The organism is Bradyrhizobium sp. DN3, from assembly GCF_041357655.1.
Classification (GTDB): domain Bacteria; phylum Pseudomonadota; class Alphaproteobacteria; order Rhizobiales; family Xanthobacteraceae; genus Bradyrhizobium.
The window spans coordinates 34,572-50,758 of the sequence record NZ_JAULLN010000003.1 but is presented as its reverse complement, the minus strand read 5'-3'; the positions used below and the strand labels follow the sequence as shown (position 1 = coordinate 50,758).

The 16,187-nt window shown below is 64.3% G+C and carries 17 protein-coding genes and 1 pseudogene; 7 read left to right on the top strand and 11 right to left on the bottom strand.

Annotated features, from left to right (window positions below):
• Positions 1 to 231 precede the first annotated feature (231 nt).
• On the top strand, positions 232 to 3,213 hold the full coding sequence (gene uvrA, locus AAE027_RS05585; protein WP_370987232.1) for an excinuclease ABC subunit UvrA: 2,982 nt from the start codon (positions 232 to 234) through the stop codon (positions 3,211 to 3,213).
• Positions 3,214 to 3,278: 65 nt separating this feature from the next.
• Here the strand turns inward: uvrA and AAE027_RS05580 are convergent.
• Positions 3,279 to 3,542 (bottom strand): annotated as a pseudogene (locus tag AAE027_RS05580) (RNA 2'-phosphotransferase); the annotation flags it as partial.
• On the opposite strand from AAE027_RS05580, the gene AAE027_RS05575 reads away from it, so the two are divergent.
• Positions 3,489 to 3,938, top strand: coding sequence for a hypothetical protein (locus AAE027_RS05575; RefSeq protein ID WP_370987488.1), 450 nt, complete (start codon positions 3,489 to 3,491; stop codon positions 3,936 to 3,938). The pseudogene AAE027_RS05580 and the gene AAE027_RS05575 sit on opposite strands and share 54 nt — an antisense overlap.
• On the opposite strand, the gene AAE027_RS05570 is transcribed toward AAE027_RS05575, so the two are convergent.
• Together AAE027_RS05570 and AAE027_RS05565 are read right to left on the bottom strand one after the other, a co-directional pair.
• Positions 3,864 to 4,214 (bottom strand): DUF5615 family PIN-like protein, encoded by a 351-nt coding sequence (locus AAE027_RS05570; protein WP_370987231.1) that lies wholly within the window; start codon positions 4,212 to 4,214, stop codon positions 3,864 to 3,866. The two genes, AAE027_RS05575 and AAE027_RS05570, sit on opposite strands and share 75 nt — an antisense overlap.
• 71 nt (positions 4,215 to 4,285) lie before the next feature.
• A complete protein-coding gene (locus AAE027_RS05565) occupies positions 4,286 to 4,507 on the bottom strand; it encodes a DUF433 domain-containing protein (protein WP_128941125.1) in 222 nt (73 codons plus the stop codon).
• Between the two features lie 70 nt (positions 4,508 to 4,577).
• On the opposite strand from AAE027_RS05565, the gene AAE027_RS05560 reads away from it, so the two are divergent.
• Entirely contained in the window at positions 4,578 to 5,243 is a 666-nt protein-coding gene (locus AAE027_RS05560; protein WP_370987230.1) for an HAD family hydrolase, read from the top strand.
• Between the two features lie 118 nt (positions 5,244 to 5,361).
• Here AAE027_RS05560 and AAE027_RS05555 read toward each other — a convergent pair whose 3' ends face one another.
• The 6 genes from AAE027_RS05555 to AAE027_RS05530 all read right to left on the bottom strand — a co-directional run bounded on the left by AAE027_RS05555 (position 5,362) and on the right by AAE027_RS05530 (position 11,994).
• Positions 5,362 to 6,330 (bottom strand): YVTN family beta-propeller repeat protein, encoded by a 969-nt coding sequence (locus tag AAE027_RS05555; RefSeq protein ID WP_370987229.1) that lies wholly within the window; start codon positions 6,328 to 6,330, stop codon positions 5,362 to 5,364.
• Between the two features lie 2 nt (positions 6,331 to 6,332).
• Positions 6,333 to 6,896, bottom strand: a complete 564-nt coding sequence (locus AAE027_RS05550; protein ID WP_370987228.1) for an SRPBCC family protein — start codon at positions 6,894 to 6,896, stop codon at positions 6,333 to 6,335.
• Between the two features lie 1,078 nt (positions 6,897 to 7,974).
• Positions 7,975 to 8,772: an AAA family ATPase gene (locus AAE027_RS05545; protein WP_370987227.1), complete on the bottom strand. Its 798-nt coding sequence runs from the start codon at positions 8,770 to 8,772 to the stop codon at positions 7,975 to 7,977.
• Between the two features lie 141 nt (positions 8,773 to 8,913).
• Positions 8,914 to 9,774 carry a PCC domain-containing protein gene (locus AAE027_RS05540; RefSeq protein ID WP_370987226.1) on the bottom strand — a complete coding sequence of 287 codons (861 nt, stop codon included), beginning with the start codon at positions 9,772 to 9,774 and terminating at the stop codon, positions 8,914 to 8,916.
• 9 nt (positions 9,775 to 9,783) lie between these two features.
• Positions 9,784 to 11,391 (bottom strand): acyl-CoA synthetase, encoded by a 1,608-nt coding sequence (locus tag AAE027_RS05535; RefSeq protein ID WP_370987225.1) that lies wholly within the window; start codon positions 11,389 to 11,391, stop codon positions 9,784 to 9,786.
• 105 nt (positions 11,392 to 11,496) lie between these two features.
• Complete coding sequence (locus AAE027_RS05530; protein ID WP_370987224.1) at positions 11,497 to 11,994, bottom strand: hypothetical protein; 498 nt, start codon at positions 11,992 to 11,994, stop codon at positions 11,497 to 11,499.
• A gap of 94 nt (positions 11,995 to 12,088) precedes the next feature.
• On the opposite strand from AAE027_RS05530, the gene AAE027_RS05525 reads away from it, so the two are divergent.
• Positions 12,089 to 12,448, top strand: coding sequence for a hypothetical protein (locus tag AAE027_RS05525; RefSeq protein WP_370987223.1), 360 nt, complete (start codon positions 12,089 to 12,091; stop codon positions 12,446 to 12,448).
• Positions 12,449 to 12,550: 102 nt separating this feature from the next.
• On the opposite strand, the gene AAE027_RS05520 is transcribed toward AAE027_RS05525, so the two are convergent.
• Positions 12,551 to 12,946 carry an SPW repeat domain-containing protein gene (locus AAE027_RS05520; protein WP_128933624.1) on the bottom strand — a complete coding sequence of 132 codons (396 nt, stop codon included), beginning with the start codon at positions 12,944 to 12,946 and terminating at the stop codon, positions 12,551 to 12,553.
• Between the two features lie 318 nt (positions 12,947 to 13,264).
• Here AAE027_RS05520 and AAE027_RS05515 point away from each other — a divergent pair, with 318 nt between their 5' ends.
• Positions 13,265 to 13,540, top strand: coding sequence for a GNAT family N-acetyltransferase (locus tag AAE027_RS05515; protein WP_128933623.1), 276 nt, complete (start codon positions 13,265 to 13,267; stop codon positions 13,538 to 13,540).
• A 53-nt stretch (positions 13,541 to 13,593) separates the two neighbouring features.
• On the opposite strand, the gene AAE027_RS05510 is transcribed toward AAE027_RS05515, so the two are convergent.
• Positions 13,594 to 13,980 carry a DUF3597 domain-containing protein gene (locus AAE027_RS05510; protein WP_176945500.1) on the bottom strand — a complete coding sequence of 129 codons (387 nt, stop codon included), beginning with the start codon at positions 13,978 to 13,980 and terminating at the stop codon, positions 13,594 to 13,596.
• A gap of 333 nt (positions 13,981 to 14,313) precedes the next feature.
• Here AAE027_RS05510 and AAE027_RS05505 point away from each other — a divergent pair, with 333 nt between their 5' ends.
• Both AAE027_RS05505 and AAE027_RS05500 read left to right on the top strand, forming a co-directional pair.
• Complete coding sequence (locus AAE027_RS05505; protein WP_370987222.1) at positions 14,314 to 15,222, top strand: DUF2189 domain-containing protein; 909 nt, start codon at positions 14,314 to 14,316, stop codon at positions 15,220 to 15,222.
• Positions 15,223 to 15,348: 126 nt separating this feature from the next.
• Complete coding sequence (locus AAE027_RS05500) at positions 15,349 to 16,173, top strand: lytic murein transglycosylase (protein WP_091885472.1); 825 nt, start codon at positions 15,349 to 15,351, stop codon at positions 16,171 to 16,173.
• Positions 16,174 to 16,187: the final 14 nt, after the last annotated feature.

Below are 16,187 nucleotides of genomic sequence, written 5' to 3'. Positions count from 1 at the left end.
CGCCGGCCTTTTTGTTTCTAGGAGCCGTTCCCCGCAGTTCCGCCGCTCCTGCTGCCAGATGCCGCCAGCGCGCCAACAATCCGTTGACGATTCGCACGTGCCACTGGAAATCCGCGCCCGTTCTTCCTACGTTCGCTGCCATACCCATCGGCGCCGATCCCGGTTCCGGGCGAAGCGCGCCTTTTGCATTGGCGCGATCGCGCGTCTTTGGATTCCTTGAGGACCACCGGGATGGACGAAGTGATCAAGGCCAAGCGCCAACAACAGAACGCGGGCTCGAGCCTGCGCGCAATTACGATCCGTGGCGCGCGCGAGCACAACCTCAAGAACATCGACGTCGAGATTCCCCGCGACAAGCTGGTGGTGTTCACGGGCCTCTCAGGCTCGGGCAAATCCTCACTCGCCTTCGACACCATCTACGCCGAGGGCCAGCGCCGCTACGTCGAATCGCTGTCGGCCTATGCGCGCCAATTCCTGGAGATGATGCAGAAGCCCGACGTCGACCAGATCGACGGCCTGTCGCCGGCGATCTCGATCGAGCAGAAGACGACCTCGAAGAACCCGCGCTCCACCGTCGGCACCGTCACCGAGATCTACGACTATATGCGCCTGCTCTGGGCGCGCGTCGGCGTGCCCTATTCACCGGTCACGGGCCTGCCGATCGAGAGCCAGACCGTCTCGCAGATGGTCGACCGCGTGCTGGCGCTCCCCGAAGGCACCCGCCTCTATCTGCTCGCCCCGGTCGTGCGCGGCCGCAAGGGCGAGTACCGCAAAGAGCTCGCCGAATGGCTCAAGAAGGGCTTTCAGCGCGTCAAGATCGACGGCAGCTTCTACGAGCTGGCGGAGGCGCCGACGCTCGACAAGAAATTCCCGCACGACATCGACGTCGTGGTCGACCGCATCGTGGTGCGCCCCGACATCGGCCAGCGCCTCGCCGAGAGCTTTGAGACCGCGCTGAAGCTCGCCGAAGGCCTCGCCGTCGTCGAGTTCGCCGACGCGCCCGCAGTTGCGCCTGCGGAAGAGAAAGAGAAAAAGAAGACCGCGAAAATCCACGACAAGAGCGGGCCCGAGCGCATCCTGTTCTCGGAAAAGTTCGCCTGCCCGGTCTCCGGCTTCACCATCCCCGAGATCGAGCCCAGACTGTTTTCGTTCAACAATCCCTACGGTGCCTGTCCCGCCTGCGGCGGCCTCGGCGTCGAGCAGCATGTCGACGAGGATCTCGTGATCCCCGACAAGGAGCTGTCCTTGCGCAAGGGCGCGATCGCGCCCTGGGCCAAATCGTCGTCGCCCTATTACGAGCAGACGCTGACCGCGCTCGGCAAGCACTACAAGTTCACGCTCGACACCAAGTGGAAGGATCTCGCCAAGAAGACCAACGACGCGATCCTCTACGGCTCCGGCGAGGACGAGATCAAGTTCTCCTACCAGGATGGCGTGCGCTCCTACGACACCAAGAAGCCGTTCGAGGGCGTCATCACCAACATCAACCGCCGCTACCGCGAGACCGAGAGCGAATGGGCGCGCGAGGAGCTGGCGAAATATTTCCACGACGTACCCTGCGAGGGCTGCCGCGGGTTTCGGCTCAAGCCCGAGGCGCTTTGCGTCAAGATCGGCGGCAAGCATATCGGCGAGATCTCGGAGCTGTCGGTCAGACGCGCGGGCGAGTGGTTTGAGACCGTGCCTGATGCGCTCAACGCGCAGCAGAACGAGATCGCCGGCCGCATCCTCAAGGAGATCCGCGAGCGCCTCACCTTCCTGCTCGACGTCGGTCTCAACTATCTCACCTTGTCCCGCTCCTCCGGCACGCTGTCCGGCGGCGAGAGCCAGCGCATCCGCTTGGCCTCGCAGATCGGCTCGGGGCTAACAGGCGTGCTCTACGTGCTCGACGAGCCCTCGATCGGCCTGCACCAGCGCGACAATGCGCGCCTGCTCGATACACTGAAGCGCCTGCGCGACCTCGGTAATACCGTGGTCGTGGTCGAGCACGACGAGGACGCCATTCGCCTCGCCGACTACGTGCTCGACATTGGCCCCGGCGCCGGCATGCATGGCGGCTACATCGTCGCCGAAGGCACGCCCGCCGAGATCATGCGCAACCCGAAATCGCTGACCGGCAAGTACCTGACCGGCGAGCTCGAGGTCGAGGTGCCGGAGCGGCGCCCGCCGAACCATCGCCGCACCATCAAGGTGGTCAATGCGCGCGGCAATAATCTCAAGAACGTCACCGCCGAGATTCCGCTCGGCCTGTTCACCTGCGTCACTGGCGTCTCCGGCGGTGGCAAGTCGACGCTCTTGATCGACACGCTCTACCGCGCCATCGCCCGCAAGCTGAACAATGCCAGCGAGGGCGCCGCGCCGCACGACCGCATCGAGGGCCTCGAGCATATCGACAAGATCATCGACATCGACCAGTCGCCGATCGGCCGCACCCCGCGCTCTAATCCGGCGACCTATACCGGCGCCTTCACGCCGATCCGCGAATGGTTCGCCGGCCTGCCCGAGGCCAAGGCGCGCGGCTACGAGCCCGGCCGCTTCTCCTTCAACGTCAAGGGCGGCCGCTGCGAGGCGTGCCAGGGCGACGGCGTCATCAAGATCGAAATGCACTTCCTGCCCGACGTCTACGTCACCTGCGACGTCTGCAAGGGCAAGCGCTACAACCGCGAGACGCTGGAGGTCCTGTTCAAGGGCAAGAGCATCGCCGACGTGCTCGACATGACCGTCGAGGAGGCCGCCGAGTTCTTCAAGGCAGTGCCGCGCGTGCGCGAGACTTTCAATACGCTGCACCGCGTCGGCCTCGACTACATCCATGTCGGCCAGCAGGCGACCACGCTCTCAGGCGGCGAAGCCCAGCGCGTCAAGCTCGCCAAGGAGCTGTCGAAGCGCGCCACCGGCCGCACGCTCTACATCCTGGACGAGCCGACCACCGGCCTGCACTTCCACGACGTCAAGAAGCTGCTGGAGGTGCTGCACGAACTGGTCGCGCAGGGCAACACGGTCGTTGTCATCGAGCACAATCTCGAAGTCATCAAGACCGCCGACTGGGTCATCGATCTCGGCCCCGAAGGCGGCGACGGCGGCGGCGAAATCGTCGCCTGGGGCCCACCGGAAGACATCGCGAAAGCGCCAAGGAGCTACACGGGCAAATTCCTGGAGCCGGTGCTGAAGAAGGCAAGGAAGCCGAAGCGCGGGAGGACGAGCGAGGCGGCGGAGTAAAGCCAGCTCCGCTACCTCTTCGCGTTATTCGTTCGTAACCGGCACCAAGTACTCTGGTGGGCCAAGCCCAGTTCAACCGAAACCGAATGCCCTTGCGCAGCATGAATGCGGTCGGCATCTGGTGACAGAGAAAATCGCTTTTTGTCGCTCTCTGCGACGATGCGCAGCAGATCCTCACGGCCAAACTTCGTGCCAGCGGCATTCGCCTTGACGATTGGGTCGTCGATACCGGCCTATCCCTGCGAATCCAGCACAAGCCCGATCACATCAGGCTTATGGCGCAGGACGAGGCTCAGAAACTTGCTGAGCTGGATGTCATCGATCGGCATGGCTTCCCTTCCAATCCCCTACCTCTAAATTTAAGTATTCGACAAGACCAGATGATCGATCTGGAGGGAGCGATGCCTAACCAAACCTACACGCTCTTCCGCAACGCCATCCTTGCGGAACGGCAGGTGACCTGCGTCTACGAGGGGCGATACCGCGAGCTCTGTCCGCATATCATCGGCACCAACAAACGCGGTGAAGAAACTGTGCTGGCTTGGCAGTTTTCTGGCGAAAGCAGCGGGCCGCTGCCGCAATGGCGCTGCCTGAAGCTGGCCAATGTCAGCGGTGCTCGAGCGCGCGACGGCCATTGGCACGAGGGCGGCTCACATCGGACCACTCAGACTTGCGTCAGCAACATCGATATCGATATCAATGTTCATGTCCGCAAATTGCGGTGACTCACGGGATCGAAAACGAACCTCATCAATCACGACATAGCGGCCGAAGAGCCCTTGGCCGAACTTGTCGACGGCCTCCAGCAGCCGCTTCCGTACCAGCGGCCCATTCTCCGGATCGATGCGCAACAGGATAAGACCTGGAACGGCTTGGCCGCGACGAAAGACAAGCTCGCCGAAATCTTTGTCAGCTGTGAGGAGAAGACGCCCTTCCCGCGACGCCAGCACGATGACCTCCACGTCGCTCAGACTGGCAGCAAATTCGGCGACGCAAAGCACGTCGTGACCGGCGCCGCGCAGTTCTCGAACCAGAGAGACCGTGACGCACTCGTCCGCGAGCCGAGCACGGTTCAGCGATAAATGATGTCTTCGTCAGCCAAATAGTCGGCTGCGAACGCCTGGGCCGCCCGGATATCATCAGGCGTAAGCCGCGGGTGCTCCGCGATGATGGCCTCAGTGGTCATACCCGCACCCAGCTCGCGCAACACCAGTTCGACCGGCACACGCGTCCCGCGGATCACGGGCTTGCCGTCCATGACCGCCGGGTTGATTTCAATTCGCTCGTGCCGCATGGCTGTCCTCGAAATTTTGCCGAATGATAGCACGTCACATCTTGCCTGTCAGCGAACTCCAGAACCCACAATGCCCTACTCCCTCGCCATCTTCGACCTCGACGGCACCCTGGCCGACAGCTTTTCGTGGTTCCTGCGCACCATCAACGACGTCGCCGATCGCTTCGGCTTTCGCCGTGTCGCGGATGAAGACATCGAAGAGCTGCGGCATGCGTCGAGCCGCGAGATCCTCTCCCGGCTCGAAGTGCCCGTGTGGAAGCTGCCGGCGATCGCGCGGCATGCGCGGCGGTTGAAGGCGGAGGCAGCTAGCGAGATTGCGCTGTTTGCGGGCGTCGAGACCATGCTGCGGGCGCTGGCGGACAACGGCGTGCAGCTCGCGCTGGTGACATCCGACAGCGAGGCCAATGCGCGCGAGAAGCTTGGCGAGGCCGCCGCGCTGTTTTCGCATTTCGACTGCGCGGCCTCGCTGTTCGGCAAGCCCGCGAAATTCCGTCGAGTCATCCGCCGCGCCGGCGTCGAGCCGAGCCAGGTCATCGCGATCGGCGACGAGGTCCGCGACATCGAGGCGGCGCGCACCGTCGGCATTGCCTGCGGCGCGGTGTACTGGGGCTATGCGGCGCCGGCGGCGCTGCGGGCGCTGAAGCCGGATTACACGTTCGAACGGATGGACGAGATTGCGGATGTGTTGTGCCGAGATCGCGGAATCGTAGGGTGGGTTAGCCCTGCAGATGCGTAGCGCATCTGCTCGCGTAACCCACCGCTGTGCGTCTTCCGATCCTCCGTTGCTCGCGGCTTGGTGGGTTACGCCTTCCACATCTCGCGCGTGGTCCGGCTAACCGCCCCTACGCAATCCCCTACTCCGTCCTCCGCAAGAACGCCCCGAACGCCCGTGGGCCGTCGCCGGTCTTGACCTCGCCGATGACTTTCAGATCAGTGGCATCGATGATATCGAGCACGTTGCTCTCCCAGCACGCGACGATGATGCGCTTGCCGTCGGCGGTGGCGGCGATGCCTTCGGGATAATCGCCGACATTGATGCGCTTGATCGGCTTAAGCGTCGCCAGATCGAACACGCTGACGGTGCCGCCATACTGGTCGGTGACGAAGCCGCGCCCCAGCGTCAGCGCCACCGCATAGGGCCGCATCCCGACGGGCACGCGGCCGATCTCGCGGCCTTCGGCGATGTCGATCACGGAGACATCGTCGGAGCCGACATTGGCGGTGTAGGCGCGCTTGCCGTCAGCGTCGATGGTGACGCCGAACGGACGGGTGCCGACCTTGATCGTCGCCTTGCGCTGCCGTGTCGCGGTGTCCACCACCGAGACGCTGTCGTCGTCGCGGTCGGCCGAGAGCAGCAGCTTGCCATCCGGCGTTACTGCAAGGCCCGATGGCGAGGCGCCGACGGCGATGCTGGCCGTGACGCTGCGCGAGGCCGTATCGATCGCCCGCACCGCGGCGGCATACCAGTCGGCGACATAAACCGTCTTACCATCGGGCGCGACGGCAATGCCGAGCGGCCCGCCGCCGACCTCGATCCGCCCCACAATCTGCCGCGCGGCCGCGTCCACCACCGTCACCGCCTTGGCGTCGGGGCTCGTCACATAGGCAAAGCGCCCGTCCGCGCTGACGGCGACGCCCGCCGGCTTGCCGCCGATCGGGATGGTCGCAACGCTGCGCGCAGTGGCGAGGTCCACGACCATCAGATCGTCACTGAGCTGGTTAGTGACGAACGCCTCTTCGGCGGACGCGCTGCCAGGCCCCGCTATACCGAGACTGGCAGCGCAAAGGCTGGCGGCCAAGGCCGCCAGGACCAGCGCTCGCACGATCAGCTACCGCTCTCGATCTTCTTCTTGAGCGCCTCGAGCCCGGCCTTGTACAGCCCGCTCACCGCCTTCACCGCGGCCTCGTCGCTCAGCTCCGGTGGCGGATCGTTGTTGGGGTAACCACGATAGAACGCGCCGGCCCATTCCAGCTTCGCTTTGCCATCAGGCGCGGGCGACACCGTCAAGGTCGAGGAATAATTGGTCACCGGCAGCACCTTCACGTCAACCTTGGTGATCCGGTACGAATAGCTCAGCATCTCGGGCTCGTATTTGTAGAGCTCCTCCTCGACCGTCGGTCCGCCCGTCAGGGTCAGCGTCCGCGTCGCGCCGATCTCGTTGCCCTTCTGGCCCTCGGTCTTGGTGACCGGCGGGAGCCAGTTCATGTCCTGGAAATTGCCGATTGCGGCCCAGACCTTGGCCGGCGGCGCGCTGATCTCGATCGATTCCCGCACCTTCTGCCGGGTCGGCCCATGGGCCCAGACCGGCTCAAAAGCCGCCGTCAGAGCCATCCCCACCACCGCCAGCGCCGCCACCCCGGCGATCGCCGTTCCCATCGTCATCCTCATACCGTTTCCTCATTCATCAATCTGCGCGACTTGAGGCGCGCTGAGGTCATCGTAGCGCATATTTGGACCATGGGGAGACCTGTTCGTGGCGCGGCTGTGGCAAGCGTCGGTGCCCGTATCCACACCATCCCTTGCGTTGCCCGACGGGCAAAACACACGAGGCCAGGGTCAATGCGTCCAAATCAAAACAATTCGCTTTACTCGAATTCGGAATTATCGCATGTTTCGGTCACCCCAACCCGGGCCGAGGGGCGGATCGCGATCGTCACGAACGCGGGATGGGATGTGGTGGACGCGGGCGGCACCGCGCGGAGGTGGTTTGCAGGGCGGGTCACTCCGTGAGCGAACGCCGCGCGCACACGACGGGTGCAGCCTGCGTACGGCAAAATCGTGTGGTCCTGGCGCCCGGGGTCTGTGCGCCAAGTGTTGCGGTGATGCATGCGGCCCGACCGGGCCCGCAACATCAGCCATCCGCAAGGCGACGGGGGCAATAGTGCATCGCTCCCCGGGGAGATCACGACATAAGCCGTAAAACCACTGCGCAGGGAAGGCCGGGATGTCCAGGCTGCCCTGTATGCCGCTGTGCATTTGTTTCCAGCGCATTTGCGCACAGCGGACCGCGGGTGCCAGCCGGCGCCCGGCCTTCCCTGCGCCCTCGGCATCTTCGAGGGCGATGATTGAAGCAAAGCTCGGGCAGATGTGCCGCGAGAACGGGAAACCGTGTGTGCGATTTAGATTCGAACAGATGAATTCCGCTCTCGTGCCCCGGACGCAGCGCGGCGCCTCTTCGGCGATGCGCTGCAGAGCCGGGGCCCATGCAGCAGCGCACCGCGCGGCCTCCTGGGACCCGGCTCTGCGCCGCAACGCTCACGCGTTGCAGCTTGTCCGGGACACGAGAGTAGGTGCGCTGTTGCCTTACACTCCGTCATTGCGAGCCAACGGGTCCGCGCGAAGCGCGGCCCGATGACAGGCTCCGCGAAGCAATCCCGTCTGCCACCGTGGAAAGACTCTGGATTGCTTCGTCGCAAGAGCTCCTCGCAATGACGACGGAGAGAGCGGGTGTCTGCCACATCCCCAATCACTCCCCCAGCGTCGCCTCCACGAACCCGCGCGGATCGTCGCAAAATTCACGCATGACCCGATAATGATCGGTCTGCTCCACCGTAACAGGCTCAAGTCCATATTTTCCCAGCCGCAGCAGCTGCGCGTTGGGATAGGCCATCAGCAGAGGCGCGTGGGTTGCCATGATCACCTGGCAATTGCCGGAGATATCCATGCGATGCAGGAGCTTGAGGAAGTCCATCTGCCGCGCCGGCGACAGTGCCGATTCCGGCTCATCGAAGATGTAGATGCCCTGCTTCTGGCAGCGCTCCTCGAAGAAGACCAGAAAGCCCTCGCCATGGGAAAAGGAGAGATAGTCCGGAGCTTCCTGGACGCTCGCACCAAACACGCCTTCCATGGCTTGCGCGGCGCTCACGGCCGAGCGGTCGAGATAGCGGGCAACCGAAAAGAATGTCTCCGCGCGGAAGAACCAGCCGTCGGTCACCTTCGGGACCCACGCGGCCCGCAAGGCAGACGACAGCTCTTCGCCAGTGATTTCGATGCCGCCGCCGTCGATCTCCTGAAAGCCCTTGCGGCCGCCGGTGCTGGCAAAGCCAGCCATCCCCGCGATGCCTTCGAGAATGGTCGATTTCCCGGTTCCGTTCTCGCCGACGATGATCGTGACCGCGGACTCGAAGCTGTGATCGAACTCATCCCTGAAGACGGGAAGGCAGAACGGATAAGCCTCCCAGTCCTCGACCCGCGAGCGATCGAGCCAGACACGCCTGAGATAGGGCGCGCGCAGTGTGGTCTGTCGACGTCGTGTCCGGCTCATGCCCCTGCCCCGCTCCGTCCCCGCCGAAATCTCCGAAGGAACATATCAGGAACGACAACTGCATGGAAGTGGCATCTGCCGAAGGTCGCAAGCTTCGGTCGTGCCTTAGCCCACGGATCAGCCAAAGCATCAGCACAAGGATTAGCCCATGGGCACCAGCACCAGCTCCATGGTCATCAGCACGGGATTGTCGCCGCGGACCAGACGCCCCTCGGCAAGGCCGCCGGTGTAGTCAATCAGGGCGACGTCGAGTGCGGCTTCGAGCGCGCCGGACGAACCGGCCTCGATCGCGCCGCACGTTATTGCCAGCTCAGTGGCGAACGGCTCGGTTACGCCGCCATGGGTGAAGCGCGCGCCGATGGTCGAGCCGACGCCGCCGTGGAGCTTGGCGCGGGCAATGCCGTGTGCGCGACAGAATGCTTCGAGGCAACCCGCAAAATCCTGGTTCGGCCGCAGCCGCATCGCAAACGCTCGGCTCGTGGCCTGCGCACCGGTGCTCGCAGCCGCCACAGGCCCGAACAGCTTGAAATTGGTCTCCGGATCAGGCTCGGCCGTGAACATCGCACCATCCAGACCGAACGCTTCGACGGCGAACGGCTCGGCGACAACAGTCTCGTCCGGCAGCATGTGGCCGCCGCCGGCGCGGCCATCGGCCTCCGTCCACAGCCCGTGGCAATGAAAGAACGGCGCGCCGTCGCGCATGCCCAGCGTCATGCTGCCGAGCTTCGTGCGCGTCACGCCCTTGGGCCGGAACGTATCGCTGTAGAACGCAGCGTTCTCGCCAGTCTTCGACAGCGCCGGCATCACATAGCCGAACGGCCCGAGCGCGCCAGCGCCAAAATTGAGCACGCCGCCGGCAAAACCCTCCGCGGCAAAACCGCGGCGCGCTGCTTCCAGCAGCGGCAGGCCGGCTTCAAGCGTGAACGCGAAGGCGCGTCCCCTCGCCTCCACCCATTGGATACGTTCTGCGCCAGGTGCGCCCGGCTGCTTGATGCTGCGCATGACGCCCGCTCAGCCTGCCTTCGTCTTGTCGAGATCGAGCAGGCCTCGCGCCTCGAGCTCATCACGCACCATGCGCTTCGGCACCTTGCCGTAGCCGGATTTCGGCAGCGCCTCCCAGAAGAAGAAGCGCTTCGGCATCTTGTAGCGCGGCACCTTCGGCGCGAGGAACGCCGCCATCTCCGCTTCACTCACAGGCGTCGCGCCCTCGCGCGCGACGCAGACGGCAACGCCGACCTCACCCCAGGTCGCATCGGGTACGCCGAGCACGGCAACCTCGCCGACGGCCGGATGCGTCAAGATCTTCTCCTCGATCTCGCGCGGATAGATGTTGGAGCCGCCGGAGATGTACATGTCGGAGGCCCGTCCCGTGATGTAGACAAAACCCTCCTCGTCCATGTGACCGAGATCGCCGGTGCGGAACCAGCCGTTGCGGAACGCCTTCGCATTTGCTTCAGGATTATCGTAGTAGCCGGCAAACACCGCGGGTCCGATCACGCAGATCTCGCCGCTCTGGTTGGCGGCAAGCTCGCGGCCGTCGTTGTCCTGAATCGAGACCTGCATGCCGGTGCGCTCGAAACCGCAGGTGCCGATCTTCGCATGCGGGCCGTCCTCGGGATCGTGCAGCGCGGCCGGCAGCACCGTGATGTTGCCAGTGACCTCACCAAGGCCAAAATACTGCACGATCACCTTGCCGAGCTTCTTCAGCGCCGCCTTCTGGTCCTCGCGATACATCGGCGCGCCGGCATAGATGACCTGGCGCAGCGAGGAATGATCGTATTTGTCGGCGGCGGGATGCTCGACCATCATCTTCAGGATGGTCGGCACCGTGAAGAGATTGCTGACGCGATGCGCCTCGATCAGGCGGAACGCCTCGTTGATGTCGAATTTTTCGGTCGGCAGCAGCACGGTGCGTGCACCGCGCGCGGTCTGCATCAGCTGATGCACGCCGGCACCGTGCGACAGCGGCGCCACCACCAGCGAGGCATCCTGCTCCGTCGTGCCGGGCGTCAGATCGGCGAGATGATTGGTGACGACGAATCCCATCTGGCCGTGGGTCAGCACGGCCGCCTTGGAGCGGCCGGTGGTGCCGGAGGTGAAGAAGAACCAGCAGGGATCGTCGTGCTCGACCGCGACGTTCTCCACGGCAGCGCCGGCTTGCGAGACGATCGCGTCAGCCACCGAGCGCTCGCCGAACGCGGCCTTGCCTTCGATGCTCCAGGTGAATTCCAGCGCACCGCCGCTCACGGCCGCAGCGTGCTCGGGAAAATCGATATGGCACAGAAACGCCTTGGCACCGGAGGCCTGCGCAAGATAGCTGACCTCATCCGGCATCAGGCGAAAATTGGTGGGCACCCAGACCGCACCGAGCCGGAACGCGGCGAACATCGAAAAGAACATCTCGTCGCCATTCTTGGAATGGACGAGGATGCGGTCGCCCTTCGCGATGCCGCGTGCGGCGAGCGCGGCCGCCAGCGCCGAGACCTGTGCATCGATCTCGCGCCAGGTCCAGGACTTGTCACCCCAGACAAAGCCAGCTCGCGATCCATGCCGCCGCGCATTCTGGGTCAGCATGTAAGCGAGATTCATGACGCGGCGGGACATGCGCAGGGGCTGCATCGGGTTTCCTCTTCGACGGCGGAAGGCACGCGAGCCACCCGCTCATTGCAGTCCATTTATCGCGACCGAACGCGCTCCCGCAAGGCCGCCGGCCGCGTACCTGCCCTACGGCTCCCTGAAGGCAAACGGCTTCGTCGTGATGGCCCTCTCCTTGACGCAGGTCTGCGCACCAAAGCCGCCGCAATAGCTGCCATGCAGATCGAAGCGGATGACGCGCGAAGCGCCGTGACTGGTCGATTTCGGCTTGATCCCGTAGCTGCGGGCGCGACCGTCGAAGACGAGACGCACATCCCCACCCGGCAACGCCACCAGGATGTTCATGGTGCAGCCGCCGGTTCCGCAATAGATGGTCTCGCGCTCGCCGCATTTGGTGCCGCTGAAATCGACGATGTAGTCGTCACGGCCGTCGCCGGTCAGGTCGATCTTGCGCACAGTGTCCGGCGCGAAGGTCACGGTGCCACCGTCCTGGCTGTCGCATTCCTCATTGGCGTAGCGCAGCGCGTTCTGCACGCCGGGCGGATAGTCGGACGGATTGAAGGGTCTTGCGTCTTCGGCGCGCGCGGCGGAGGCGAAGAGGGCGAGCAGGAGGATCAGATAGCGCATACGCCTCTGTCGCCGGCGCGGACGCAATCGTTCAGGGAATTTTAAACATGACCGGCGCAACCTCGCTCAGTTCTTGCGTTCAGAGTGTCACATCATGGTCAAAGCGCCCGCCGTCCTCCTGCTTACGCTGGCGCTTGCCGGATGTGCCGTGGCCCCGCAAGCGCATCTGGCCTCAGATCCCGCCTTCAAGCCCGCGCGCTATGCCTGGGATGGCGCCGGCGAAGATCCCAACCGGCCGCACGCAGCGTCCGGACCTGCGCGCACCGCAGCCCGATCCGAGCACGACCGATCGCACGCCGAACTTCAGCCCTCTTCGAAGGAATGGCGGCAGGCGCAGGACGGCACCGACGCCGAGCAGGACGCCAGGGTCAATCGCTCCCTGGTCATCTGTCAGGGTTGCCTCGGCCCGCAGCCGCAGCCCGAAGATTCCAGGCTCGCCAAAGCCGCCGATTGAACCGAACTGCCCTCGTGGATCGAGCGGCGTCCGGACTACTCAGATCTCGTCACGAGCTAAGGACACAGGCCCGCGGCCGGCGGGCCTGCCGATATCTACGGCCTATTGTCCGTGCCTGAGCATGTCCTGGTCATTCAGATCCCAGTCCTGCCACAACTGCAGTACGCCGAGCAGCACCACCACCGCACCGAGGCTCGTGTGGTAGATGCGGAGAAAGCCTTCACCGGAATAGCCGATCACGTAAGGCGAGGCGATGAGCCACAGCCCGACCAGGATCGTCGTCACCTCTTGCCAGCGCTGCAAGGCAACATATTCGAGCTGGCTGATGCCAAACACGACCAGACCGACCGCGACGGCATTCAGGATCATCGTTTCGTGTCCGGTGACCGGCTGATCCTGGATGGGAAACCACGGCGAAGCCACGATCAGCGCGCCGAGCAGCATCCCGCACCAATCTTCCCATGTTCGATGAGTACCCAAGAAACCAAAATCCGACATCGTACCCTCCTACAAGAGGCATACGTCTGCGGCTGGCAATCATGACACTCCGAATGTCTAGCGACCCTGCCGGCCGCATTCGGGCGTATGTCCTCTCAAGGACGTGGGAACCGCCGTGGGGCTTGCAAGGGCAATACCGAGGATTATTTGCACTCGCTGCATCATGCTCGCACAGCGAGACTTCCATACTGCACTGCGGCCGCAAGGACGCGCGTTTGCAGATATCTCCCCTGCGGCAATCTCCCTTGGTCTCACCTTGGCAAGGGCGGGCTCAGCCTCCTAGATCAGGACGCAATCTGCACTTTGGAAGGGGCCCGCATGGCGGCTTCGGTACGCGACAACAAGGACAGGAGCCGCTTCGAGCTCGATGTCGGCGGCGGCATCGCCTTCGCCAATTACCGGCTGACGCCGTCGGCCGTGATCATCACCCATACCGAAACGCCGCGCGCCCTGCGCGGCCGCGGTATCGGGTCCGAACTGGTCAAGGGCGCGCTGGACTTGATCCGCCGCGACGGCAAGAAGGTGATCGCCGGCTGTGGCTTCGTCGTCGACTATCTCGACAGGCATCCGGAAGATGCGGATCTCCTCGCCTGAACGCAAAAGGGCCCGCGAGATCGCGGGCCCTTGCGCTACGACCGAGCGATCGGTCAGTGCTTGATCTCCGGCGGCAGCTTACCGCCATTGGCGGCGAGCTTGGACATCACCTGCTTGTGCAGCCAGACGTTCATGCTCGCCGAGTCGTTCATATCGCCGGTGTAGCCCAGCTCCTTGGCGAGATCCTTGCGCGCCGCAAGGCTGGAATCGATGTCGAGCGCCTTCATGAGATCGACGATGGAGGTGCGCCATTCCAGCTTCTCGCCCTTGTGCGCGGCCACCGCCTTGTCGACGATCGCGGCGACGTCGACGGCTGCCATGGGCGCGGCAGCCGGCGCCGATGTGCCCGGTGCGGCCCCTGCGGGCGCGCTGCCGCCAGGCGCGACAGCAGCCGGCTGGCTGCCGAAGATCGCGCTCATGATTTTCCCGAAAATGCTCATGTCTGCTCCCCGAAAAGGATCCGTTGGAAGGGCCTTGAGTGGCACTATAGACGATGTTCGTGCGTTACGCCCGCGAAGTTCTGCGAAGCAGCACGCAGCATCAGCTTATCTGCGGCGAAATGACGACCGAATGACATCGGCGAGGTTTGCACTGCGTCATCGAAATTCGCCCAGGCGCGAGGGACAGGACTCGGAATTGGGAGTACGCTTGCGGTTCAGCTCGCGATGCCATCCGGAATTCGCGTCTGGTCGGAATCGCGATCGTTCAAAGAAGGCGACCACTTGCGCCGTTGCCGGCGCGAGATCGACCGCATGGCAAGGGAGCAACCGACCATGGCCACACTCTACCAGGGCAATGTCCCCAGCATGGCCCGGACCGCGGAAGCGGCCGGGCCGGTGATCCGAACCATCCAACTGTCCGACCTGCACGACGCGCTGAAGCGCGGCTGGGAGGACTTCAAGGCCGTTCCGAGCCACGCGATCATCCTCTGCGTGATCTATCCGGTGCTCGGCCTCGTGCTCGCCCGCGTGGTGATGGGCTATTCGGTGCTGCCGCTGCTGTTTCCGCTGGCCGCCGGCTTCGCGTTGATCGGGCCCTTCGCCGCGCTCGGTCTCTACGAGCTTTCCAGCCGGCGCGAACGCCATGAAGAGGCCACCGCCTGGGATGCCATGGAGGTGCTCCGCTCGCCCTCCTTCGGTGCGATGCTCGGCCTCGGCACGCTGCTGCTCGCTCTGTTCGTAACCTGGGTCGCGACCGCACAAGCGATCTATGTTGCGGCGTTCGGCTATGAGGGCGTGACCGGTATCTCGGATTTCATCACGCGCGTGCTGACGACGCAGCAGGGCTGGTGGCTTATCGTGGTCGGCTGCGGCACCGGCTTCCTGTTCGCGCTCGCCGCGCTCTGCATCAGCGCCGTGTCGTTCCCCTTGATGCTGGACCGTCATGCCGGTGCATTCGAGGCGATGGTCACCTCGCTGCGCGTCGTCGCAAAGAACCCGGCGCCGATGGCGGCCTGGGGCCTGATCGTGGCGGTGCTGCTGGCGCTCGGCACGATCCCGGCGTTCCTTGGCCTCGCCGTGGTGATCCCCCTGCTCGGCCATGCCACCTGGCACCTCTACCGCAAGGTGATCGTGTCCGATCCAGATGCACGTCCAGTGCCGCCTCCGCCGCATCGTCCGCGCAAGCCGGCCGCCGACTTCCCCGCCAACCTCTTCCCCTGGAGGAACAACACGGACGCCTGACGATATCGTGACGTGCGATCCTGCCCGGCTCGGGCAGGGTCGCGCTGTCACAGCCTTGCTTTGGCCGCGGTTACAACCGAGATTGCGCGCGCCAGTCAGATCACTTCACGGAATCCATTTCATCTGATGACCACGACGATTTCTCGTCTCGCTCTTGCAGCCCTCGCCCTCTCCGCGTCCATCCTGTCAGTCCAGCCAGCGCTCGCCGCTGTTGCCTGCGGCTCGGGCAATTTCGACGCCTGGCTTGCGGACTTCAAAACCGACGCTGCGGCCAAAGGCATCTCGCAACAGGCCATTGCATCGGGGCTCGCCGGTGTGACGCTCGATCAGGGCGTGCTCAACCGCGATCGATCGCAAAAAGTCTTCACCCAGACCTTCGAGGAGTTTTCCGGCCGCATGGTGCCACCGCGCCTGCAGCGCGGCTCCAACATGATGAAGCAATACGGCTCGGTGCTGTCGCGCATCGAGCAGGCCTATGGCGTGCCCGGCGAGGTGCTGGTCGCGATCTGGGGGCTCGAGACCGATTTCGGCGTCAACACTGGCAAGTTCGCCACCATCCGTTCGCTGGCGACACTGGCCTATGACTGCCGGCGCGCCGAGCAGTTTCGCGGCGAGCTGATGGATGCATTGCGCATCGTCCAGCGCGGCGATCTCGCACCCGCCGACATGAAGGGCGCCTGGGCCGGCGAGCTCGGCCAAACCCAGTTCATGCCGTCATCCTGGATGAAGTACGCGGTCGATTTCGACGGCAACGGCAAGCGCGATCTCCTGCACAACGCGCCCGATGTGCTCGCCTCCACCGCCAATTATCTCGCCGGCTATGGCTGGCAGCGCGGTAAGGATTGGCAGCCGGGCGGTCCGAACTTCGCGGTGCTCCAGCAGTGGAACAAGAGCGAGGTCTATTCCAAGACCGTCGCCTATTTCGCCACCCAGCTCGCCCGCGCGCCTTAAACCTTCGTTTTGCC